Raw genomic sequence first — 21,176 nt, 5'->3', positions numbered from 1 at the left:
CCAACGGTGTTTACTCTTCATACCACCAAACATCTGGCTGCCAACCGGGCCAATCGCCGAAAATCGGGATGTAGTCCGGGTGTTTAAGTTCCCGAGCCTGCGCGATGCGACTGATGTTCCACTGATAGATTGGGATAACATAGCGGCCTGCGGTTAGCACGCGGTCCAACGCCTTAACTGCGGCAACAAAATCGTCCTGACTTTCCGAGGTCAGCAAACGTCCAATCATCGCATCCACGGCGGCGGATTGAACCCCCATCAGGTTGCGGCCTCCGACCTCATTGGCGCGTTCCGAACCATAATAGTTGTACTGCTCATTGCCGGGCGACAGCGATACGCCGCGCCGATAGTAGACCAAATCAAAATCATAGGCGTCGGTGCGTTCTTTGAACTGCGCACTATCGGCGACAGTCATTACAGCTGTTACTCCGATCCGGGCAAGTGATTCCGTGTAGAGATCTATGATCGACTGCATCTCGGTCGCGCCCTGATCCAGCAGGATTTCAAGCTTGAAATCATTGCCATCGGCATCGCGCATCACGCCATCCTGCACGGTCCAACCAGCGGCTTCGAACATCTCGAATGCGACAGCACTGCCAGCACGGTTGCGCTCTGACCCGTCACTGACAGGCAGCGCATAACCTTCGAGCGTGCCGGGGACCAGTTCATCGGCGAATGGTTCAAGAAATTCCGCAACGCGCCCTGTTGCTGGCCCGGCATCCATCCCCAGCGGGGAGTTTGACCAGTAAGACGTGATACGCGGCTGGGCAGAGCCTGTCATGGTTTCGTTAATGAACTCGAAATTAAACGCGTGGATCAATGCGTCCCGCACCCGCCAGTCTGCGAGATGCGCACGGCGGGTGTTCATCGCGAAACCTGTCATGCCAGACGGGCGTTGGTGTGCGATCTCTTCTTTGACGATTTCACCGCTTTGGACCGCAGGGAAATCATAGCGGGTATCCCAGCGCACGACGTTGAATTCGCGCGTGGCGTTGACTTCCCCTACTTTGAACGCCTCGAAGGCGGCGGTTTCATCGCCAAAAAACTCAAGCCGCACTTCGTCAAGATTGCCGGTGCCGACACGGAAAGGGACATCAGCGCCCCAATAGTCAGGGTTGCGGCGCAGCGAGACAAAGCGACCCGGTTCGAAATCATCAATGACGTAGGGTGCTGATGTGATCGGTACGATCTCGGTCGTGCTTTCTGCGAAGTCGACGCCATCCCATTGGGCCTTTTTCAGAATAGGACGCAAACCGGCCAACAAAGCCAACTCGCGATCTTCGACGTTAAAGGTGAAGCGAACCGCTCGGTCGCCTGTCTGTTCCAGGCTTTCAACCTTGGACCAGAAACCCAGATAGCGGGGATGGCCAATGGTGCCCAAAGTTTCGTAGGACCATATCACATCTTCGATGGTCACAGGGCTACCATCCGAAAAAGTCGCATCCTCGCGCAGCGTAAATTCGACCCAACCGCGGTCCGGTCCCGTCTCAATCGATCTCGGCCAAAACGCCATAAAGTGAGAATGGTTCGTCCAATGAGCGGCCCATAAAGCTCTCGCCGACGAAAAATCTCAGCTGCCACGGAACCGACCCTTTGCGGATGAACGGGTTGAGGCTGTCAAAGCTACCGACCTCTGCTGTGACGATCCGGCCGCCTTTGGGCGCGTCCGGGTTGGCGTAGGGCAGGGACACAAAATCGGGTGGTAGGGCGGGGTCGCCATACATAGCTATGCCATGCTGGGGTTCGGCCTGCACGAACGCTCCTGTAAAAACCAGTGCCAACGCGGTTGTGATTATGCGTGTTCTTCTGCCGACCGGACGTGTCATTTTGATGCCCCTTTTTCTGCTCAGGTCATTATTATGACCAAACCGTAAAGAGGGTTACCAACCTTTTCAAACTTTTAGCTTGGAGGCGGGCGAGGGATTGCTTATAACAGGGGCACTGCTCGATAGGTTTCTTGCCTGTATGAAACCTGCCTCAATAACTTTACGCCCGCCTTGTGCGGGCGTTTTTTTTATGGCTCACGGACGCGTCGTCTGGTTTTTGCAGTTGCAGCATATAAGGTGAGTCGCAACGCAAGAGAATCGGAGCCAAACCATGTCCCTGTCAGGAAAAACCGCCGTTATCACCGGATCAAACTCAGGCATCGGCCTTGGGGTTGCCCGCGAATTGGCCAAGGCAGGTGCGAATGTGGTGCTGAATTCATTCACGGACCGCGACGAAGATCACGCGCTCGCAGCTGAAATCACCAAAGAGACCGGGGTTGAAGCGAAATATGTCGCCGCTGATATGTCCAAAGGTGATGATTGCCGTCGCCTGATCGCAGATGCGGGGCGTTGCGATATTCTGGTGAATAACGCCGGTATTCAGCATGTCGCCCCCGTACAGGATTTTCCGACCGGCAAATGGGACGCAATCATCGCAATCAACCTGACGTCAGCATTTCATACAACAGCGGCAGCTATTACCGGCATGCGCGCGCACGGTTATGGGCGTATTGTCAATATTGCCTCGGCGCATGGGCTCACCGCATCGCCCTACAAATCCGCCTATGTCGCAGCCAAACATGGCATCGTAGGCCTGACCAAAACCATCGGTCTGGAAACGGCCCAAGAGCCAATCACCTGCAATGCCGTCTGCCCCGGCTATGTGCTGACGCCACTGGTTGAGGCCCAGATCCCGGACACGATGAAAGAATACAACATGTCCCGCGAGGACGTGATCAAGAATGTCATGCTGGAACGCCAGCCATCCAAAGAGTTCGCAACGGTCGAGCAATTGGGCGGTACGGTCGCCTTTCTGGCCTCTGATGCAGCGGCGCAGATCACCGGGACGACGATCAGCGTTGATGGCGGTTGGACCGCACTATGAAAAAGATCAACCTCGCGCTGCAAGGGGCGGGGCGCATGGCGCCTTTACCTGGGGTGTGCTGTGCCGGTTGCTGCATGAGGATGATATCGAGATTGCCGCGATTTCAGGCACCTCGGCAGGGGCGTTGAACGCAGCGGCGCTCAAATCAGGCTGGGTGGCCAATGGCCGGGATGGAGCGATCGAGAACCTCGAATGGCTATGGGGTCAAATCGGCGGCGTGACCGACCCCAAGTTTGCCCCATGGATCAGTGCCGCGGCCCCAACAGCCGAGATTTGGGCAAAAGCGTTGAAGTATTCGCCTGCCTACACGGCCTTTGACATGACCACGCGGATGTTTTCGCCCTATGTCTATGGCCCGGCGATGCAGAACCCTTTGGCCAGCATCGTGCAGAAATTCCATTATGATGAAGTCTGCGCGCACGACGGGCCCGCGCTGCATATCTGCGCGACCAATGTTCGGTCCGGCAAAATCCGCGTGTTTACCGGTGATGAGATCATGCCAAAGGTCATCATGGCCTCGGCCTGTTTGCCCAGCCTGTTTCAGGCGGTGGAGTTTGAGGACCCCAAGACCGGCAAGGTCGAGGCGTTCTGGGATGGTGGATACACAGGCAACCCCGCCCTTTACCCATTGTTTGCCAATGAGTTACCGGACGATCTTCTGATCGTGAATATCAATCCGCTCTACCGTGAAGAACTGCCCATTGACAGTCAGTCTATCGAGAACCGGGTGAATGAGATCAGCTTCAACAGCTCGCTCCTGCGTGAGCTACGCGCGATTGAGTTTGTCAAACGGCTGCTTGCTGACGGTTCAATCAAACGCGGCACGATGAAAGATGTGCTGGTGCATATGATCGCGGATGATGCGTTGATGAATGACCTCAACGTCGCGACCAAGACGATCCCGACCGCTGTTATTATCCGACGTCTGAAAGAAGCGGGCGAGGCCGCCTGTGATACATTCTTGAAAAACCACAAACAGGACATCGGCAAGCGCAGTTCGGTTAACCTGACCGAGATGTTCAGCTAAGTAGCTTGACCGCAAGCGCCCACATCACAAGGCCGATCAGCACATCCAGAATACGCCATGCCCGTGCCGATTGCATAACCGGCGCAAGTAATCGCGCACCGTAACCGAGGCTGAAGAAGAAAACGAAGGATGACGTCACAGCGCCAATTCCAAATGCGGTTTTCTCAACCGGATCAACATATTGCGTCGAAACAGCACCAACGAGGCCAAGCGTGTCGAGATACACATGGGGGTTCAGCCAGGTAAATGCAGCGCCCGTCGCAAGCGTGGCCAACAACCCCGCGCTCTTGCCTGCCAGTTGCATGGCATACGCGCCTTGCCACGCCGCCCAAAGACGCAAGGCCCCATAAACAGTCAGGAATGCGGCACCGCCCCAGGCCATGATCTGCGGCAACATCGGATAAAGCGTTACGATATAGCCGAACCCAAGCACACCAGCGGTGATCAGCAGGGCGTCGGATGTTGCGCAAAGCAGACATAGCCAAAAGACATGCGTACGCATCAAACCCTGCCGCAAGACAAAGGCGTTTTGGGCACCAATGGCGAGGATCAGCGCAAACGCCGTGGCAAAACCGGTCAGTGCTGGGGTAATCATGTGCTATTCAGTTGGGTTTGTTACTTCCACGCCGTCTTTGCCGTTGGGATAGACAAGACCTGCCGAGATCACAAGCTTGGCCGCGTCCTCAACCGTCATGTCCAGCGGCATCACATCGCGCTGTGGCAGAAACAACAGGAACCCCGATGTGGGGTTCGGCGTAGTGGGCAGGAAGACGGTGACAAAGGGTTCACCATCATTCAGCTTGGCGTCAATCTCGCCCTTGGCGTTGATCGAGATAAAGGCGATCGCCCAGATGCCCTTACGCGGATATTCGACCAGACAAGCCTTATCAAAGGATGTTTCGCGTTGGGAAAAAACCGTTTCGGCGATTTGTTTGGCAGCATTATAGATCGAGCGTACAACGGGTGTTCGGTCGACAAGCCGCTCACCTATGCCCAGAAAAGACCTCCCAATCAGGCCTTTACCGACCCAACCGACCAGCATTGTGAAGATCAGGAAGATGACAACGCCGACACCACGGACATTGACTTCGATCTCATTGCCCGGCTCGCGCCCAAGCAGATCGTTCAGCAAGGCGGTCGGCTGATACGCATCGGGGATAAATGGCCAGACCCAGCTATCCACCCAGCCAACGACGGTCCAGATTAGCCAGATCGTCAGCCCAATAGGCGCGACAATAATCAGGCCTGCCAGAAAGTTACCACGCAATCGTGCGATGATACCTGGCTTGGTCCGTCGCTTGCTGTCGTCTGGTTTTGGGTCGATCATCATACTAATTTCACCGCTTGCATGGAGCACACTTATGTCTTGGTATGGACCGCAGCAAGCTATCTTGCGGAGATCGCGGGCTATTTTCCCATTGCGATGGCGATTTGAGCACCCAAACGGGCGTTATTGCGCACAAGTGCGATATTTGCGGTCAGTGATCGACCATCGGTCAGCTCAAAAATGCGTCCCAATAAGAATGGCGTCACGGCTTTGGCGCTAATCCCTTGAGTTTCGGCCTCTTGCAAAGCCTGATCGATGACGGGTTTGAGATCTTCTGCCGTTATCTGCGCATATGCAGGGATTGGGTTGGCAACCAGCTGGCCGCCTTGCAGCCCCATGGCCGTGCGTATGTGCTGCGCCTTGGCGATATCGGCAGCATCATCCATCCGCAAAGGGGATGGCATATGAGAGGTAGCCGACCAAAACGCAGGCAGAACATCCTGCCTATAGGCAATCACCGGGACGCCCAGCGTTTCCAACACTTCGAACGTCTTGGGCAAATCAAGAATTGCCTTTGCCCCCGCGCTGACGACTGTTACGGGCGTCTGGGCCAGTTCCCGCAAATCGGCAGAGATATCAAAGCTGTCCTCGGCACCCCGATGCACGCCACCAATGCCACCGGTGGCAAAGACATGAATGCCCGCCAGATGAGCTGCGATCATCGTTGCGGCCACGGTCGCTGCCCCGGTGCCGCCTGTTGCAATGCAGGCTGCCATGTCAGCCCGCGACAGTTTGGCTACGTTTTGGGCCTGACCGAGGGCCTCAAGTTGATCCGCCTCCAGCCCGATATGCAGCACGCCATACAGAACAGCGATGGTCGCCGGAGTTGCCCCTGCGCCGCGCACATCCTCTTCGACCAATCGCGCTGTCTCCACATTCTGCGGGAACGGCATGCCATGGGTGATAATCGTGCTTTCAAGCGCTACGATGGGCGCCCCTGCATCCCGGGCTCTAGCAACCTCGGCGCTGTAGTGGATGGGGATCATAGGGGCGTCTCTCCTGAAACATAGGTGGCGGCAGCATTCAGCGCGCGTGTCAGGGCGGCTTCGCGGTCCATTCCCTCGGCTTCTGATGCGATATGGGCAGCCATGAACGTGTCACCAGCCCCAGTTACGCGTGTGACCATCACCGCTGGCGGGATTTGTGTGATGATATCTGCGGCCGTGCCCTCTGATGCTGATTTTCCGCCATCGGTCACCAGCACGCGATGCGCGCCCCGCGTGATGAGTGCTGCGGCGGCTGTACCAGAATCCGGGAACGTGGTCTGACATAACAATCCGGCCTCTTCGAGGTTGACATAAAGCGTCGCTGACGGATGCCCCAGAAGGGCCAAAAGCCGTTCGGCCTTGCCCGGTGATGCGGGTGCCACGCGTAAATCAGCCGCTGCAAAAAGGGGCGAGGTCGCAATTGTCTGCAACAGCTCCTCGGTCAGGTTCCCGTCCAGCGCCACCGGTCCGGCAAAAGGCGCGGCCCGCGACCCCAAGCTGCCATCACCAAGGGCACGTAAAATCTTCTCTCCTGCGGCTTCGAGTGAATGCGCATCCGCAATTGCAGCCACAAGTCCATTTGCGCCTTCCACTGCCATATAGACATCAGTCGGCAAATCCTCTGACCGGTAAACATGCGCGCAGATCATACCCATGCGCAGGGCTTCGCCAATCAGCTCTTCGCCTTCGGTGTCTTGCCCGATTGCTGTGAGCAAGGCAGGGGTCATGCCAAAACGGCGCAGGGTCATCGCGATGTTCATGGCAACACCACCCGGTAGCCGGGTGATGCGACCCGGCACATCAGAACCAACGCGCATATGACTGGCAGAACGTCCGATGACGTCCCATAGAACGGAGCCGATGCAGATAATATCAGGTTGCTTGGTCATGTGCGCCTTCTGACCCAGCAAAAAGGCAAGGGCAAGTCTTAGTCGGGCACCGCAAAGGTCAGATTGGCCCAGAGCGTTTCCCAAGCGGCACCTGACCGCGCGGCAAGACGTTCACTTGGCACACGCAGGACCACCGCATCAACCATATAGGCGTGACCCGCTTTGACCGGGAACGTGGCGATCCCGTCCGCATCCGTCCGGTAAAGCGAGATCGTAACGCGGCTGTCGGGTGCCTTTTCGAAGACCTCGACTTGCGTATCGGGGCGCAAACCATTGCGGTAATACACCTGTACGCGCACACCATCTGTCAGATCATCTGTGTAAGGATTGGTCAGGGCGACAATCTCAGTCTCCAGCCCGACGCGTCGATCAGCGCCCTCGCTGTTGCCCACGCCAAACAGGGCCTTCGAATGGCGCGAATACACTTCGGAAAAGCCGTTCAGGATGATGCCGCGCGCTTCGTGTTGGCTGCGCACATCGCCAAAATCCTTATGATCAACAAACCTTTGAAAACGCTCCCAATCCTCATAGGTGACTGTAGAATGCTTCGCTTGATAGGCGGCGATGTTCAGCCCTTCAGTCACCGCTTCCTGTTGCAAGGCAGGCAGATCGCCGGGGCGCCCCTCAACGCGGGCGGCCTCTGTGCCTGCAAACAACACGAAATTCACAAACCGCTGTGGCAGAAACGCAAGTTTTGCCCCTGCAAACTCCTCCCCATTGACAATGTTTGCCTCCAAGTTAGTGTCCGCATCAACTTGGTATGCGGTCGGTTCAATCCAGAATTCATGGGCTGCAACAGGTGCCGCAATAAGGCTGAAAACGAGGGCGATGACGCGCATGAAAACTTCCTTCTTTGTTAGTGCAAGGGTGGCCTTTCTACGGGTCTTGTCAAGCGCGATGCTGCTGTGGGTCACGACCCTGTCAACAGCACAGGCCCATGAGGTGTTGCCTTCAATCGCGGACATGCGTGTCGTTGATGGCGATGTGACATTTGAGGTGCGCGCAAACCTTGAAAGCTTTGTTGCGGGCATCAACCTGTCCGAGACCGCAGATACAAATGAAAGCGCCCAAGCTGTCACCTATGATGAATTGCGAGCACTGCCGCCGGAGACACTGGCCGCGCAATTTGAGGCGTTTTGGCCGCAGATGGCGCAGGGGATCACGCTGACCGCAGATGGTACGTCGCTGGCGCCTGCACTGACATCGGTGAGTGTCGATCCGGTCGGCGATGTTGAGGTTGTACGCTCTTCACTCTTCATGTTCTCTGCCGTTTTGCCCGATGGAGCGGAGAATCTGCAAATGGGCTGGGCCTCTGAGTTTGGCGTTCTGGTTTTGCGCCAGATGGACGTGCCCGCACCTTATGACGGCTATCTTGAAGCCGGTGCCCTGTCTGATCCGTTCCCACTTGCTGGTGGGGGGCAGGCCACTGGGATGGAAACCTTTATTGACTACATCCCGGTGGGTTTCGATCACATTGTACCCAAAGGGCTCGATCACATTCTCTTTGTGCTTGGCTTGTTTTTTCTGGCCGCACGGTTGCGGCCACTGATTGTGCAGGTGTCGCTTTTCACGGTCGCGCACACGATCACGCTGGCGCTTGCCGCACTTGGTTATACCCAATTCGTCGATGATTTCACGCAAGCGCGCTTTGGTATCGCGTTCATTGATATTGTTGAGCCGCTAATCGCGCTGTCTATCGCTTACGTCGCCATCGAGAACATCTTTATGCGGCGGATCAGCCCGTGGCGCCCTTTTGTGATCTTCATTTTTGGCCTGCTTCACGGACTGGGTTTTGCCTCTGTGCTGGCCGAATTCGGATTGCCGGATGAGACATTTGTTGCAGCCTTGATTGGCTTTAACGTCGGGGTGGAAGTCGGCCAATTGGCTGTGATCGCGGTGATGTTCCTGTTTGTCTGGCAGGCTTTGCGGATTGACCGTGGTGAAAACGAAGTTGCACGCGGCATGGCGATGTATGGCGTCTTGTTCCTTGTTGGGCTTGGCCTGTTGGTGATGAATGCCGATGGGGTTTCGGGCCTGCTCGCCGCACCGCTCGGTGTGTTGGAAAATCCAGGTCTTTTACTTGCAGTCACGATGCCCGCAATGGCGCTTCTTTGCATCGCGTCGATCCAGCTACGCTATAACGATGATGCCTATCGCGATATCGTTGCTGTGCCAGCGTCGGTCTTTATTGCAGCCATTGGTGTGTATTGGTTCATCGAACGCGCATTCCTTTAAAACACTGGTTTGCGGCTGATTGGCCGCGCCGGTTTTTATCCGAGCAAAAAAACGGGGGTGCGGCGCCCCAAAGGCTTGCGCGATGCGCAAACCCCCGCTAAGAGGCGCGTACTAAATCCCGCAGGTGGGGGCGGGTGTGTTGGGGAGAAATCCCAAGACATCCACCGGTTGGCAAAACGCTGATCCCCCGCTGAGGCTTGAAACCGGAAAAGGAAAACGACATGGCTCTACCCGAGTTCACCATGCGTCAGCTGCTTGAAGCAGGCGTACACTTTGGCCACCAGACAGCGCGCTGGAACCCAAAGATGGATCAATACATTTACGGCTCCCGCAACGGCATCCACATCATGGACCTGACACAGACGGTTCCGATGCTGGACCAGGCCCTGCAGGTCATCCGTGACACCGTGGCCAAAGGCGGCCGCGTGCTGTTTGTCGGCACCAAGCGCCAGGCAGCCAAGCCGATCATGGACGCGGCCGAGAAATCCGCGCAGTTCTACATGAACCACCGCTGGTTGGGCGGCACACTGACAAACTGGCAAACAGTTTCGCAGTCGATCAACCGCCTGAAAGCAATTGATGAAGCGTCCGCTAACGGATTTGCTGGCCTGACCAAGAAAGAACGTCTTGGCATGGAGCGTGAGCAGGGCAAACTGCAGGCGTCTTTGGGCGGCATCCGCGAAATGGGCGGTGTGCCTGACCTGCTGTTCGTCATCGATTGCAATAAAGAAGACCTGGCTATCGCAGAAGCCAACAAACTGGGCATTCCGGTTGTGGCGATTGTTGACACCAACTGCTCACCTGCTGGCGTTGACTATGTCATCCCTGGCAACGACGACGCCGCACGCGCCATCGCGCTGTACACCGACCTGGCCGCCCGCGCAGCCCTTGACGGTATGACCGCTCAGATGGGCGCCGCAGGCATCGACATGGGCGAGATGGAAGAACTGGCAGAAGAAGTTGTAGCAGAAGCCGCCGCCGCCGAAGCTGAAGCTGCACCAGCTGAATAAGCGTCACAAAACTGTAGGGCAGGGGCGCTACGCCCCGCCTGAAACCCAAAATACCTCCAAAGGAGAAGTAACATGGCAATCACCGCTGCAATGGTGAAAGAGCTGCGCGATAGCACAGGCGCAGGCATGATGGACGCCAAGAAGGCGCTGACAGAAAACGACGGCGACATGGAAGCCGCTGTTGACTGGCTGCGCACCAAGGGTCTAGCAAAGGCTGCAAAGAAGTCCGGTCGTACAGCGGCAGAGGGCCTCGTGGCCGTTGCTGTCAAAGACGGCAAAGGTGTCGCGGTTGAAGTCAACTCTGAAACCGACTTTGTTGCGAAGAACGCTGACTTCCAGAAGATGGTTGCGGGTATCGCTGACGTTGCCTTGGGCACATCTGACATCGACGGTTTGAAAGCCGCTGACATGAACGGCAAGTCCGTTGAGCAGACAGTGACTGACGCTGTTGCGGTGATTGGTGAGAACATGTCCGTGCGTCGCATGGCAGCGCTGGAAGGGGCATCCGTTGTGAACTACGTGCACAACGCAGCAGCCCCCGGTATGGGCAACATCGGTGTTCTGGTTGCTATGACCGGCGACAACGAAGCCTTTGGCCGTCAGGTTGCAATGCACATCGCTGCCGCAAACCCTGCATCCTTGTCCGAAGCGGACCTCGACCCAGCCGTGGTCGAGAAGGAAAAGCAGGTTCAGATGGATATCGCCCGTGAAAGCGGCAAGCCAGAAGCCGTGATCGAAAAGATGATCGTTGGCCGCATGAAGAAATACATGGCCGAAGTCACATTGCTGAACCAGCAGTTCGTCGTGAACCCAGATCTGACAGTGGCCAAAGCTGCTGAAGAAGCTGGCGTTGAAATCACAGGCTACACACGTTTGGCCGTGGGCGAAGGCATCGAAAAAGTTGAAGAAGACTTTGCCGCAGAAGTGGCCAAGCTAAACGGCTAAGCCCCTTCCAACCAATGATGGCGGCCTGTTGCACACGCGACAGGCCGTTTTCATTTGGACGGCAAAACAACCAAGAACGAAAAACGGCCCGCATATTATACACACGCGCGGGCCGTTTTCCCTTTCAGGGGAGAAAAGGAACGACACCGAACCGGGAAGATGGTTGATGCCGCTACGATGGGCATGCCGGTCCAATTTCGGGACGAGGATCCGACACGTATCGTTTGTGCTGACGTGACAAGCAAACCTGCCACGCCAACTTCCGGTTGCCCGGACAAGGTCACAGAGCCTTGAAATTACAAGGAATACTAACCCCACGTTCCCAGGCCATAAGGCCACCACTCACGGAACATGGACAAAGTGGCATTTTACCCAACGTCATGAAAGTATGGGAAACCTGACCATTTGGAAAAATTTCAGTAAATATTACCTGACGTCTCACGCAATATGATTGCTTAGATCGCGTCCTGATCCATTACAAACATCTGGTTATAGAACGCCGCTTTCAATACAGCCTGTGCTGTGGTCTCGACATCCAATGCCTCACGGGCCAGCCTGAGGTGTTTTTCGACTGTGGCCGCGGTCAAATCCAGGAGTAGGGCGATATCCTGCGTGGTTTTCCCATCGCCAACCCATTGCAGCACCTCGCGTTGGCGCTTGGTCAGGCTACGCTCGCCCGAATAGGGCAGGGTCAGTAGTTTCAGGTGCATGACGTTGTTTAACACGATGATCTCCTCACCGTGCTTAGCCCAGGTCTGCTCGACCGCATCTTGCGTGAGCCCTGCCTGTGCCGTCAGTGCAATCGCCCCTTTTGTGCGTTCCGAGATTGATCGAAAACTTACGGTGTATCCTGCGGTCACATCCATCGACTTGTTGAATTCCATCACACGCCGTTCGCTGGCGGTCAGGTTGTCAACGCGGTTCATGTCCATCATCCAACGCCAGCTACAGGCCCCGTTATTTGCCAGCGCCCACCGCAGCATAGGGGCATGATAATAATACCCCTCATCAAAGAAAACCTTCATATATTCAGGGCTTTGCGTGGACAAAAGTACCCAATCTTGCGGATCACCAAGGCCTGTTGACGTGCGGTAGCGGGTAAAGCCATACATCAGACGATCAAACCCATAGGTCTCCATCTGGCGGGTATGGACATTCCACAGTTCCTCAACGGTACTGGCATTAGTCAGTCTCTCAAGATGGGACACCAGCGCGGTCATTTCGCCTCTCCGATGTAAGACAGGATCGCATCAATCGCGAGGGGATAGCCCGCAGCACCAAAACCGCAGATCTGACCGACAGCAACAGGGGCGATGTAGGATGTCTGCCGGAATACTTCCCGGGCGTGGATGTTCGACAAATGCAGTTCGACGACTGGCACCATGATGCTGGATATAGCATCCATCAGCGCGACAGACGTATGCGTATAGGCACCTGCGTTCAGGATGATGCCTGCGTGCGTACCGCGTGCGGCATGCAACATATCAATCAGCTCACCCTCGTGGTTGCTTTGGGCGAACGTGACATCAACCCCCAGTGCCGCCGCCTTGGTCTGACAAAGGGCCTCAATATCCGCAAGGGTTGTTGGCCCATAGACTTCGGGCTGGCGTGTCCCCAGCAAATTCAGGTTGGGGCCGTTCAAAATGAGTATCGAGCAAGTCATGGCCTGTCTCTAACAGCTTTAACCAGCTGGTCAAAATGGATTATGAGGCGGATGCGATGCGGAGTGTTGCAGGGTCCAATAGCGTAACATGTTTGTTGGTTTGCAAGCGCGCGATATCATCAGCGTAAAGCCGGTTCAGATGCGCGCGCTCCCAGGCATCCCAGGGATCAAAACGTCCGTTCTCAGCACTACGGGGGTAGCGGTTCTGAATGTCGATGCGCTGTTCGACAAGGCTGGGCAGGCCTTCGGTCAGCGCCAACAGCTCAAGCTGCTCCATCGCGCGAGCCGAGGCTGACGGTCTTTGGCTGTCATCCCTTGGAGAGTCGAATTTTTGAACATCAATGGTGTTGCCAACCAGTTGTTGCAAGAGGGCAGGTGCCATATCGCTATGGGCGACAAAATCTTCAAAACGCCAGACGTAGATATGCGCGTCCGGAAAGTGCTTGGTCACCACGTTGATCACACCGTTCCAGCCCGGCATGTGATTGAAAACACGCCGAGCACATATTTCGCGAAGATACGAGTGGTGGCCCGGCGGGCTTTAAAGATCGGCAGTACTCGACATAGGCTGCAGCAAAGAAGTCTGCGTAATTTCGTACGGCAAAGTAAATTTCTTTCACTGGAAAGGGGAGCTCTCGGGCGAAGGCAGAGATGAACTCTTGCCTGAATTCATAAAGCCGACCGAATTTGACGCAGTTGCCGCAATGGCCAGCAAAGTTTTCATCGGACAGGATCAGACGATCAGGTGGCATTTCATGAATAGGTGCAAAGTATTCTGTCTTCATCCTTTTCAAAGTGTCGTCATCAATAGGTGTCGGACGCGGCAGACCCAATCGCCAAATGGCGTTTCTTTGGCAGGGTTCCGTAAACTGCTTTCGCAGTTTACGATGCGGCAGATAGAGCACCCCACCTTTTTGTAGTTTCCCATTGTTGCGCTGCAGTAACTTTTGCAAAAAAGTCGAACCGGTCTTGTGAAAACCCCCATGCAGAACGGTATATGGTTCAGCCATTTTTCTGCTTCTCAAGCCATGCCGCGCCGTTATCTATGCTCGCGATCTGTGCCCGAAATTCTGGCCAGCCTTCACGCTCTTTCAATTCCTGTATCTTGGCGATATGCCATTCGCAGGCTTTCGCATATAGACCCGCCAATACAGGATCAGCGATCAGACGGCCGAACTCTGCCTTTGCGGTAAGCAAATGCGAAAGGATCGAGTCGTCATATTCGTAGTTGGCGTTCATGGCCTGCCAGTAATCAATGCCCTGATCGTCCTCGGTATGGTTGGTGCGCCCGCGATCGCGTTTGACAAGGAAGCTATCAATCGAACGTACAGCGTAGTGATGCAAGCGCGCAAACTTGTGTGAGAATTTATGATGCGCAGACCAGCCCCCGCGCAGGTATCGCGGTGGCATATTTTGCCCACCGGCATCGACCCATTTCAAATCTTTTGGATCCTCGGCGATCAGCGGACGGTGGATCTTGATGCGTGTGAATTTTTCGTTGTTACACATGATTGTTTTCAAACCAGATGAACGCTGATTGGGAAACTTATTCTCTGGTGCTGCCCAGAGAAACTGTTCAGTCACAAACCCTGGCTTGAATTCCTGTTGTTGCCCGTTTCCGAAAAGCTTCCAGCAGAAAGATATCGCATCCACATCACCGACGGCCTCCATCAAATCAGACAAGTGGCCATTGCCTGTCCTGATGACCAAGAACTCGTCGACATCCGCACACATCAACCAATCGGCTTCTTGGGTTTTGTCATGCCATTGCGTATTACGCAGTGCGTTACGTTGCGGGCTGATACCCGGCCGTCTGAGCGTGTTGACGACATGTGTGGCAACGCCGAGCTCTTCTAGACGCATAATGATTTCATCGGTGCCATCATCACAGTCATTTGTGTAGACTGTAAAACCGTTGAAACCGATTGCACGATGATATGCGATCCATTCAAGAATAAACGGACCTTCGTTTTTCATTGTTGTGACGATCGTATACTTTTGATCAGCCATCGTATGCCTCTTCAGCGACCGCGCGGGCCCGTTTGAGCTGGCGGAAATTTCGCATGGCCCTGTTGGCCATCTCATCCCGCCCGCGTTGGGTGTAGTATTCAGCAAGGCCACCAACATACCAACGCAGTTCACGGCGCCTGCGATAGTGTTGATAGAACATCTGGGGTGTAAGTTCGCCCAAAATCCCTTCCGTCATAACCGGTTTCAGTGCTTCAATCTTTCGAAGAAAGACGGCAGATTTATGATTGGAAAACCAGCATTTATAACCGGTTACATTCGGGCCTTCCAACCGTTCATAGTGAAGCCGATCAGGCGCAAAGTAGGGATCATAAAATACGCTCACAGGGCCAGCCTGTTCCAAGGCGTCTCGCGCGTCACTCAGCGGCAGGGTCCAGTCCTGTCGCCGTCCTATCCAATAGCGATCTTCCCAAGGCACCAGCGCAGGATCAAGTGTTGACTGGGGGTTAAAGGCCAGCACATGCGCACCAGGCACCAGCGACGCAAAAACAAGCGCTGCAAAAGCACCCATGGAGGATCCCGCAAAAACTACGCGCTCAAAGGAGTCAAAAAAGCCGTCATCGCGCAGCCTCTGCATACGTGCGATCAGATCAGCATCCCGGTACCACATCTTGCCATAGGCCATGACACCGAGGTGCGATACAGACAAATCACGTGCAAACTTAAATGCCCAGGGCACACGCGCGGGATCGCGGTCTTTGAGGTTTGAAAGATTGTCAAAGGACACAAACAATACCGGGCGCGGGCGCCGGACAAACATGAGCGAGTGCCGCATGGTCTTTTCGAGAAATCCTTCGCCCATGCTCACGGGGGAGAGTTCGGGAAACCAAAGCGGTTCGGGCATTGTCGGCACGACGTCTTCGCTGGGCGTTTCCAGTTCGGTGTCATCATCTTCCATTTGGGCCGCCATTCCCTTCGGACGTCAGTTCTTTGTATTCGTGGCCTCTGTGATGGCTTGATTGGCCTGATCATTCAAGTGCGTTGGTCGAGATATCAGGTCTTGGGCCGCTGTGCGGAGCGTGTTAGAAGCTGGCAAATCACAAATCGGGATCCAACCTGTGGCGATAGATAGTGCATTCGGGATTCAACTGATCCAAACAAGACATCTGGTTTGTGACAAATCTTCGGCCGTGATGCTGGGGCGGCAATCGTTGAACGTGAGACGCGGTCATCGGGCCTATTTCCGGCGGGCGTTGCGTGCGGCGGACCTTCACCCGAAATACAGCCATTACATGCAAGAGGACGGCTATGCCGAGACGTTCTTTGCACGCATTGGTTACCCGCCGGTCAAGTCGATGGATGCGTCCGCCTATGAAGGTAGCGACATCACTCACGATCTCAATGATCCACTGCCGGACGATCTGCGCGGCCGCTTTGATGTGATCATCGACGGCGGCACAATCGAGCATGTCTTCCACACGCCACAGGCATTGGACAATGTGTTTCATATGCTTAAGGACGACGGAATATTCATCTCGATCAATGGTATGACAGGTTGGGCAGGGCATGGGTTCTACCAATTTAGCCCCGAGCTAGTCTGGCGGTATTGGCAAGACACACGACGTTGCGCGGTGGAAACCTGTGCCGCCGTTTCGATTGATCCGTCGCAGCCGACAATACATGTGGCTGACACCGGCAAACGTGGTGCCCGTTTCCGATCCAAGCGGCTGACGGGGCGTTGGTATCTGTACTATGTTGTCCGAAAGCTGTCGACGGCAAACGACATCCCACAAGTGACCAAGGTACAGCAGGGCGACTACGCTGCCACATGGAGCAACTTGGAAAACACACAGGCACAAGGGGCCAAAAATTGACCAATCTCACCGATCTTGCTGACAAATACGGGTCAGACAAAGGCTCAAAAAAACACCGGTATACAGAGCTTTACCACATGTTGTTCCAGCCATTTGTGAACCGTAAGATCAACTTCATGGAAATGGGTCTGCTGATCGGTGGACCTGAACATGGCATTGATGCCGATCGCAAAACCACCGATTTGCCATCCATCCGTATGTGGCTGGAGTATTTCGCGAAGGCACAGATCACCGGCCTCGATATCTCGGATTTTTCGTGGTTTGAACACGAGCGGTTTTCCTTCGTACGCTGTGACATGGACACACGCGATGCAATCGCAGAAGCAACGGCCGACCTGCCTGAGATGGACATTATCATCGATGACGCATCGCATGCGTCGCACCATCAACAGAACGCTTTCCTCACCCTATTCCCAAAACTGCGACCTGGCGGGCTATACATTATCGAAGACCTGCGCTGGCAGCCGCCGGCTTTATGAGCGGGCAGGGATCACCAAGACGGCCGCCCTGTTCCAGTCATTCCAGCAAACCCGCGAATTCGCTCATGTCGATGCGGATGTTGCAGAGGAATTTAACGGTCTAAGGCCGGACATGTCCGGGTGCTTTGTGTTTCAAGTTAGATATCAAAAGCAGCGGCGCGATCAGGTGGTTGTTGTGCATAAACGATAGGGGCGCTCAGCGTACAATTCCGTCCGTCCGAAACCTTATCATCCGAACTGCTTCGGCGTCGTGACCAAATACCCACCGATAGGTGCTGCGTATCCCCTCTAACCACTTGCGGCGCGCCTCGATCAATTGATCATTTTCAGCAGACGATACTTTCTTTGCGGCGCCTAAAAACGCGACGCCCATCAGTGAGGGGTCGGCCCGCAATAGCAGAAGGTTCATTGCATGGCCCGCCCTACGAAACTTGGTATCAAATGAGGAAAAAAGCTGGATCATCCGTCGGCTGTTGTATGGTGAGGTATAAAAGCTTTGCGAAACCGCACACATCCAGCTTGTCAGGTCGGGACCATTTACCGCCTCAACCAAAAGCAGATCCAAAGCGCGCTGTCGCGCGTTTGTAGGTAACTCATCGTAGATTGCAGATACCCGCATTTTAAAGTCGGCCCGAAGTGCCTCATCTTCCAGATCATTCAACTGGAGCAGATTCATGAAATGAGCTGCAATTGTATCGGCCGTCCAGTGGGCACTGTCCGCGTTGTTGACAAACAGCCCGCGCAGAATTGGGATCTGCTGTCCACGTAAAACGACTGAATCCCGCTTTACCCTTGTGTAGGTCCCATTAAGAAGAAAGTTATGAGGCTGGCCCATACCGCCATTGGCTATTTTGCATCGGCTTTCTATGTATTTGGGGCTATCAATACCGGGAAATCGACGGGTGCGCAGCGTATTATGTACCTCTAGCCCAATCGATTTCATGCCGCATATTTGATTTGCTACGGCAGCATCGGTGATATTGATCTTAGTTGTCACATGGGTATGGATTTGACTAATACCATGTAAGGTCACGTCGTCGGCTAGAGCAACGATCGAACGGCTGTCAAACCCACCAGACAAGGGTACGGCGACGCTATTCTCGGCAGCCATACGATTGATGATCTGACGTGTGGCCAGAATAATCTCGTCCAAAGCAGCGGCGTATTGAGGCGGATCCAAGTGGAAAATGTCATCCTCGCGGGGCCAGAACCGTTTGGTTTCAAAGGTATCAAGGTCGAGATAATGATTTGGATTCAATCTGCTGACCGCATGGTCCGATGTATAATCTAACGCAAAGACACCCGGCTTTGCAGCCGCAAGACCGTCAGCGTCAGCAGGCCGAGGAATACATAAATTGACTGAAGTAGCGGCGATCTTGGATTCAGCGCAATAATTTGCACCAATCATCCCCGAAGCATCAGTGTAAAAACGGTGGTCATCCCCCAGGGTGACAATAACGCCAAAGCGTCCCGAAAGATGGGTCAAACGGCTTTCAAAGACCGATGCGGCATCGTTAGCCTGGCTGTCAAAACGGTCTCTGAGGAAAGTGTCGACAGGTTGTCCATCATGGGGGGCAGAAACGCCGAAAATTAAGCCGAAAAGACGGCCTCGCGCGTCATGCAATTCTAAGCAACCGAGCGCTTCGCCAGTCTGCAAAACTACAGGGCCGAGTGTATGAGTGGTAAAGCCCGCCAAGTCCAATTCTGATGAGGAGATCGTGTACTGGTACCGAAACACATCTTCGAACGACATTTCGTTTTCTTTGCAAAGAGCGACCGCAATTGGCGTCATGAGTAAACCGTGCCTATGAAATCAACGGTCAAGTGAGGCATCTTTGATCAGGATGTCACACAACTCGGGAAAGCTGATGCCCGCGTATGCAGCTTGTTCACCTGCGTTTGAGTTCGGGCGCAAACCTGGTTGGGTATTTGTTTCAAGCGCGAAAATCCCATCTTCACCCTTGCTCTCATCCCAGCGGAAATCTGTTCGGCTTATGCCGCGACAACCGATCACATCATGGGCAAGTTGGGCTAACTCGCAGCACCTGTCGTAGATGTCCTTGGGAAGTCTCGCCGGTAGAATACGATTGGACGCACTTAGTGCATACTTTGAGTTGAAATCATACCACTTACCAATGTCGAATTCGGAGACACCCAAAACACGATCACCAAGGACTGTAGCGGTCAATTCATGGCCGGGTATGAATTCTTCGACCATAAAATTGCCCCGATCAGTTTCGGAGATATCGGCGGGCATGTCACCCACATCTACAAGATAGTACCCGCCCAAGCTTGATCCTTCGTTATGTGGCTTCACAATGTACGGTCGAGGTATGACATGCTCGGCCATGATGTCTTTGCGGTTTACCATTATACTGGCGGGGGAGGGGACACCTGCGGCCGCATAAGCCAATTTACATCTTTGCTTGTCCATCGCTAGTGCAGAAGCCAATACACCAGAGTGCGTATATGGAATACGCAGCCATTCAAGCAGGCCTTGAAGGCAGCCATCTTCACCCCATCGGCCATGAAGGGCATTAAAAACCGCATCAGGTTTTTGCTCTGCCAACACATAAGTGAGATCAGTTGCGGCATCCACTTCATACGCATCGTAGCCCAATGATTGCAGCGCTTCAGTACACGATTTGCCTGCAGCCAGCGAGATATCGCGTTCTAAGGACATTCCACCAGATAAAACAGCTACTTTCATAGACCTATCTTTCAATACTACGCGTCAAATGTGGCTCCAGGGGCCACACTATGCCACCGGCATACATTGCGGTGTGAGCGAAGAAAAGCGGTAACGCCAATCGATTTACAACGCGGGAACCGCCTGAACGCATCGTGCAAGCGAAACAGTTGACGACGACGCATTTGGTTTGCAGTTGTACGGCGGGCCAGCTTTCTATAGCAGCAAAACGAGAAAAGACAGAGAATGATTAATACCACCATGTCAAAGCTTCCAACAATCGGTGCACTTTGGATCGGCGGGTCACTAACATGGCTTGAGCAGCTTTGTCTGAAATCTTTTGTCGCGCACGGCCACGAAGTGCTGCTGTTTACCTATGGTGATGTCAAAAACGTACCCGATGGTGTCAAAATACAGGATGGGCGCGCGATTTTGGAGACCAACAACTTCGTGACCCATAACCGGTCGCAAAGCGTGGCACTGTTTTCCGATCTGTTCCGTTTTCATATGATCAAAGCTATCCCCGATATCGTTTACATTGATACGGATGTGTTCTGCATCAAACCACTCGATTTTGCCGATCCATTTATTTTTGGCTACGAGAAATACCGCAATCCTAAAGCATGGCGTATCAATGGCGCCATCCTACGCTTGCCGCCTGAATCGCTGATCCTTCGTAAGATGCTCGACTTTATGACGGATGAATATCCACAGCCCAGTTGGCTTCTTGGCAAGTTTCAGGCAGAAATGAAGGCGCGCGCCGCAGCGGGTGATCCGATGCATGTGGGCGAGCTGCCATGGGGTGTCTGGGGTCCGTTGGGGATCAGTGCGTTTGCGCGCGAGACCGGTGAGTATACACACGCCAAAGGGCTGGACGTGCTGTATCCCGTCCCATTCCATGAACGCCGCGTTCTTTTCAGGCGTCCGCTACTGACACAGCAGTACCTGACCGAGAATAGTCATACGATCCACATGTGGGCGCCGATCAAAAAGTTCTCGGCAGCGCGTATGGAAGGGCTGTGTCCGCCATATAGCTATATTGGTCATCAACTCACGAAGTACGGAATTGATCCAGCAAAGGCGCCGGTGCCTAAAACGAAAAGACGCGAAGTTACATTCGATTAATCTACGCGTTACATCAAGCAGCTTAATATTACATAATATTGATTATGCGAATACTGTAGAACTCCGGGGCACATTCTAAACTGGGTT

General features: G+C 54.4%; 19 protein-coding genes and 2 pseudogenes. 8 read left to right on the top strand and 13 right to left on the bottom strand.

The genetic code is table 11. From position 1 onward, the window contains the following. Positions 1-10 precede the first annotated feature (10 nt). Positions 11-1,826 (bottom strand): annotated as a pseudogene (locus QTO30_RS04665) (extracellular solute-binding protein). 271 nt (positions 1,827-2,097) lie between these two features. Here QTO30_RS04665 and QTO30_RS04660 point away from each other — a divergent pair. Then, positions 2,098-2,871: a 3-hydroxybutyrate dehydrogenase gene (locus tag QTO30_RS04660; protein WP_340422822.1), complete on the top strand. Its 774-nt coding sequence runs from the start codon at positions 2,098-2,100 to the stop codon at positions 2,869-2,871. After that, a pseudogene (locus QTO30_RS04655) lies at positions 2,868-3,898 on the top strand (patatin-like phospholipase family protein). Before QTO30_RS04660 ends, QTO30_RS04655 begins: the two are co-directional and overlap by 4 nt. Here QTO30_RS04655 and QTO30_RS04650 read toward each other — a convergent pair. The 5 genes from QTO30_RS04650 to QTO30_RS04630 form a co-directional block, all read right to left on the bottom strand. Further along, positions 3,891-4,493, bottom strand: coding sequence for a LysE/ArgO family amino acid transporter (locus QTO30_RS04650; RefSeq protein ID WP_340422821.1), 603 nt, complete (start codon positions 4,491-4,493; stop codon positions 3,891-3,893). The pseudogene QTO30_RS04655 and the gene QTO30_RS04650 sit on opposite strands and share 8 nt — an antisense overlap. 3 nt (positions 4,494-4,496) lie before the next feature. Next, complete coding sequence (locus QTO30_RS04645; protein ID WP_340425869.1) at positions 4,497-5,225, bottom strand: DUF502 domain-containing protein; 729 nt, start codon at positions 5,223-5,225, stop codon at positions 4,497-4,499. Positions 5,226-5,305: 80 nt separating this feature from the next. Then, a complete protein-coding gene (locus QTO30_RS04640; protein WP_340422819.1) occupies positions 5,306-6,211 on the bottom strand; it encodes a pseudouridine-5'-phosphate glycosidase in 906 nt (301 codons plus the stop codon). After that, positions 6,208-7,101 carry a PfkB family carbohydrate kinase gene (locus QTO30_RS04635; RefSeq protein WP_340422818.1) on the bottom strand — a complete coding sequence of 298 codons (894 nt, stop codon included), beginning with the start codon at positions 7,099-7,101 and terminating at the stop codon, positions 6,208-6,210. The genes QTO30_RS04640 and QTO30_RS04635 overlap by 4 nt, the downstream gene beginning before the upstream one ends. 38 nt (positions 7,102-7,139) lie before the next feature. Then, complete coding sequence (locus QTO30_RS04630; protein WP_340422816.1) at positions 7,140-7,940, bottom strand: DUF4198 domain-containing protein; 801 nt, start codon at positions 7,938-7,940, stop codon at positions 7,140-7,142. Here QTO30_RS04630 and QTO30_RS04625 point away from each other — a divergent pair. The 3 genes from QTO30_RS04625 (at position 7,939) to tsf (ending at position 11,291) form a co-directional block, all read left to right on the top strand. Continuing rightward, a complete protein-coding gene (locus tag QTO30_RS04625) occupies positions 7,939-9,336 on the top strand; it encodes a HupE/UreJ family protein (protein WP_340422814.1) in 1,398 nt (465 codons plus the stop codon). The genes QTO30_RS04630 and QTO30_RS04625 overlap by 2 nt on opposite strands. A 221-nt stretch (positions 9,337-9,557) precedes the next feature. After that, a complete protein-coding gene (gene rpsB / locus QTO30_RS04620) occupies positions 9,558-10,346 on the top strand; it encodes a 30S ribosomal protein S2 (RefSeq protein WP_340422813.1) in 789 nt (262 codons plus the stop codon). A 72-nt stretch (positions 10,347-10,418) separates the two neighbouring features. Then, entirely contained in the window at positions 10,419-11,291 is an 873-nt protein-coding gene (tsf, locus tag QTO30_RS04615) for a translation elongation factor Ts (protein WP_340422811.1), read from the top strand. 455 nt (positions 11,292-11,746) lie between these two features. Here the strand turns inward: tsf and QTO30_RS04610 are convergent, their stop codons facing one another. The 5 genes from QTO30_RS04610 to QTO30_RS04590 all read right to left on the bottom strand — a co-directional run bounded on the left by QTO30_RS04610 (position 11,747) and on the right by QTO30_RS04590 (position 15,880). Next, positions 11,747-12,511 carry a LuxR family transcriptional regulator gene (locus QTO30_RS04610; protein WP_340422810.1) on the bottom strand — a complete coding sequence of 255 codons (765 nt, stop codon included), beginning with the start codon at positions 12,509-12,511 and terminating at the stop codon, positions 11,747-11,749. After that, on the bottom strand, positions 12,508-12,954 hold the full coding sequence (gene aroQ, locus QTO30_RS04605) for a type II 3-dehydroquinate dehydratase (RefSeq protein ID WP_340422809.1): 447 nt from the start codon (positions 12,952-12,954) through the stop codon (positions 12,508-12,510). The genes QTO30_RS04610 and aroQ overlap by 4 nt, the downstream gene beginning before the upstream one ends. A 40-nt stretch (positions 12,955-12,994) precedes the next feature. Further along, positions 12,995-13,435 (bottom strand): hypothetical protein, encoded by a 441-nt coding sequence (locus QTO30_RS04600; RefSeq protein WP_340422807.1) that lies wholly within the window; start codon positions 13,433-13,435, stop codon positions 12,995-12,997. A gap of 521 nt (positions 13,436-13,956) precedes the next feature. Further along, complete coding sequence (locus QTO30_RS04595) at positions 13,957-14,964, bottom strand: glycosyltransferase family 2 protein (protein ID WP_340422805.1); 1,008 nt, start codon at positions 14,962-14,964, stop codon at positions 13,957-13,959. After that, positions 14,957-15,880, bottom strand: coding sequence for a hypothetical protein (locus QTO30_RS04590; protein ID WP_340422803.1), 924 nt, complete (start codon positions 15,878-15,880; stop codon positions 14,957-14,959). The genes QTO30_RS04595 and QTO30_RS04590 overlap by 8 nt, the downstream gene beginning before the upstream one ends. A gap of 253 nt (positions 15,881-16,133) precedes the next feature. Here QTO30_RS04590 and QTO30_RS04585 point away from each other — a divergent pair, with 253 nt between their 5' ends. Both QTO30_RS04585 and QTO30_RS04580 read left to right on the top strand, forming a co-directional pair. Continuing rightward, complete coding sequence (locus QTO30_RS04585; RefSeq protein ID WP_340422801.1) at positions 16,134-16,796, top strand: class I SAM-dependent methyltransferase; 663 nt, start codon at positions 16,134-16,136, stop codon at positions 16,794-16,796. After that, positions 16,793-17,275, top strand: a complete 483-nt coding sequence (locus QTO30_RS04580; protein WP_340422799.1) for a hypothetical protein — start codon at positions 16,793-16,795, stop codon at positions 17,273-17,275. The genes QTO30_RS04585 and QTO30_RS04580 overlap by 4 nt, the downstream gene beginning before the upstream one ends. Positions 17,276-17,471: 196 nt before the next feature. On the opposite strand, the gene QTO30_RS04575 is transcribed toward QTO30_RS04580, so the two are convergent. Beyond that, positions 17,472-19,067 (bottom strand): hypothetical protein, encoded by a 1,596-nt coding sequence (locus QTO30_RS04575; RefSeq protein WP_340422797.1) that lies wholly within the window; start codon positions 19,065-19,067, stop codon positions 17,472-17,474. A 21-nt stretch (positions 19,068-19,088) separates the two neighbouring features. Continuing rightward, a complete protein-coding gene (locus QTO30_RS04570; protein WP_340422796.1) occupies positions 19,089-19,985 on the bottom strand; it encodes a D-alanine--D-alanine ligase in 897 nt (298 codons plus the stop codon). A 225-nt stretch (positions 19,986-20,210) separates the two neighbouring features. Between QTO30_RS04570 and QTO30_RS04565 the strand changes: the two genes are divergently transcribed. Further along, a complete protein-coding gene (locus QTO30_RS04565) occupies positions 20,211-21,089 on the top strand; it encodes a hypothetical protein (RefSeq protein ID WP_340422794.1) in 879 nt (292 codons plus the stop codon). The last annotated feature ends 87 nt before the right edge of the window (positions 21,090-21,176 follow it).

Origin of the sequence: Yoonia sp. GPGPB17, assembly GCF_037892195.1 — a bacterium.
Lineage (GTDB): Bacteria > Pseudomonadota > Alphaproteobacteria > Rhodobacterales > Rhodobacteraceae > Yoonia.
Note: the sequence above shows the minus strand (reverse complement) of the source record. Positions and strands in the feature narration are given on the sequence as shown.

What these genes read in the sequence shown, in the direction of transcription:
- QTO30_RS04660 (WP_340422822.1), top strand. Translation starts at nt 2,098, where the DNA reads ATGTCCCTGTCAGGAAAAACCGCCGTTATCACCGGATCAAACTCAGGC.
- QTO30_RS04650 (WP_340422821.1), bottom strand. Translation starts at nt 4,493, where the DNA reads ATGATTACCCCAGCACTGACCGGTTTTGCCACGGCGTTTGCGCTGATC.
- QTO30_RS04645 (WP_340425869.1), bottom strand. Translation starts at nt 5,225, where the DNA reads ATGATCGACCCAAAACCAGACGACAGCAAGCGACGGACCAAGCCAGGT.
- QTO30_RS04640 (WP_340422819.1), bottom strand. Translation starts at nt 6,211, where the DNA reads ATGATCCCCATCCACTACAGCGCCGAGGTTGCTAGAGCCCGGGATGCA.
- QTO30_RS04635 (WP_340422818.1), bottom strand. Translation starts at nt 7,101, where the DNA reads ATGACCAAGCAACCTGATATTATCTGCATCGGCTCCGTTCTATGGGAC.
- QTO30_RS04625 (WP_340422814.1), top strand. Translation starts at nt 7,939, where the DNA reads ATGAAAACTTCCTTCTTTGTTAGTGCAAGGGTGGCCTTTCTACGGGTC.
- QTO30_RS04630 (WP_340422816.1), bottom strand. Translation starts at nt 7,940, where the DNA reads ATGCGCGTCATCGCCCTCGTTTTCAGCCTTATTGCGGCACCTGTTGCA.
- rpsB (WP_340422813.1), top strand. Translation starts at nt 9,558, where the DNA reads ATGGCTCTACCCGAGTTCACCATGCGTCAGCTGCTTGAAGCAGGCGTA.
- tsf (WP_340422811.1), top strand. Translation starts at nt 10,419, where the DNA reads ATGGCAATCACCGCTGCAATGGTGAAAGAGCTGCGCGATAGCACAGGC.
- QTO30_RS04610 (WP_340422810.1), bottom strand. Translation starts at nt 12,511, where the DNA reads ATGACCGCGCTGGTGTCCCATCTTGAGAGACTGACTAATGCCAGTACC.
- aroQ (WP_340422809.1), bottom strand. Translation starts at nt 12,954, where the DNA reads ATGACTTGCTCGATACTCATTTTGAACGGCCCCAACCTGAATTTGCTG.
- QTO30_RS04600 (WP_340422807.1), bottom strand. Translation starts at nt 13,435, where the DNA reads ATGCCGGGCTGGAACGGTGTGATCAACGTGGTGACCAAGCACTTTCCG.
- QTO30_RS04595 (WP_340422805.1), bottom strand. Translation starts at nt 14,964, where the DNA reads ATGGCTGATCAAAAGTATACGATCGTCACAACAATGAAAAACGAAGGT.
- QTO30_RS04590 (WP_340422803.1), bottom strand. Translation starts at nt 15,880, where the DNA reads ATGGAAGATGATGACACCGAACTGGAAACGCCCAGCGAAGACGTCGTG.
- QTO30_RS04575 (WP_340422797.1), bottom strand. Translation starts at nt 19,067, where the DNA reads ATGACGCCAATTGCGGTCGCTCTTTGCAAAGAAAACGAAATGTCGTTC.
- QTO30_RS04570 (WP_340422796.1), bottom strand. Translation starts at nt 19,985, where the DNA reads ATGAAAGTAGCTGTTTTATCTGGTGGAATGTCCTTAGAACGCGATATC.
- QTO30_RS04565 (WP_340422794.1), top strand. Translation starts at nt 20,211, where the DNA reads ATGATTAATACCACCATGTCAAAGCTTCCAACAATCGGTGCACTTTGG.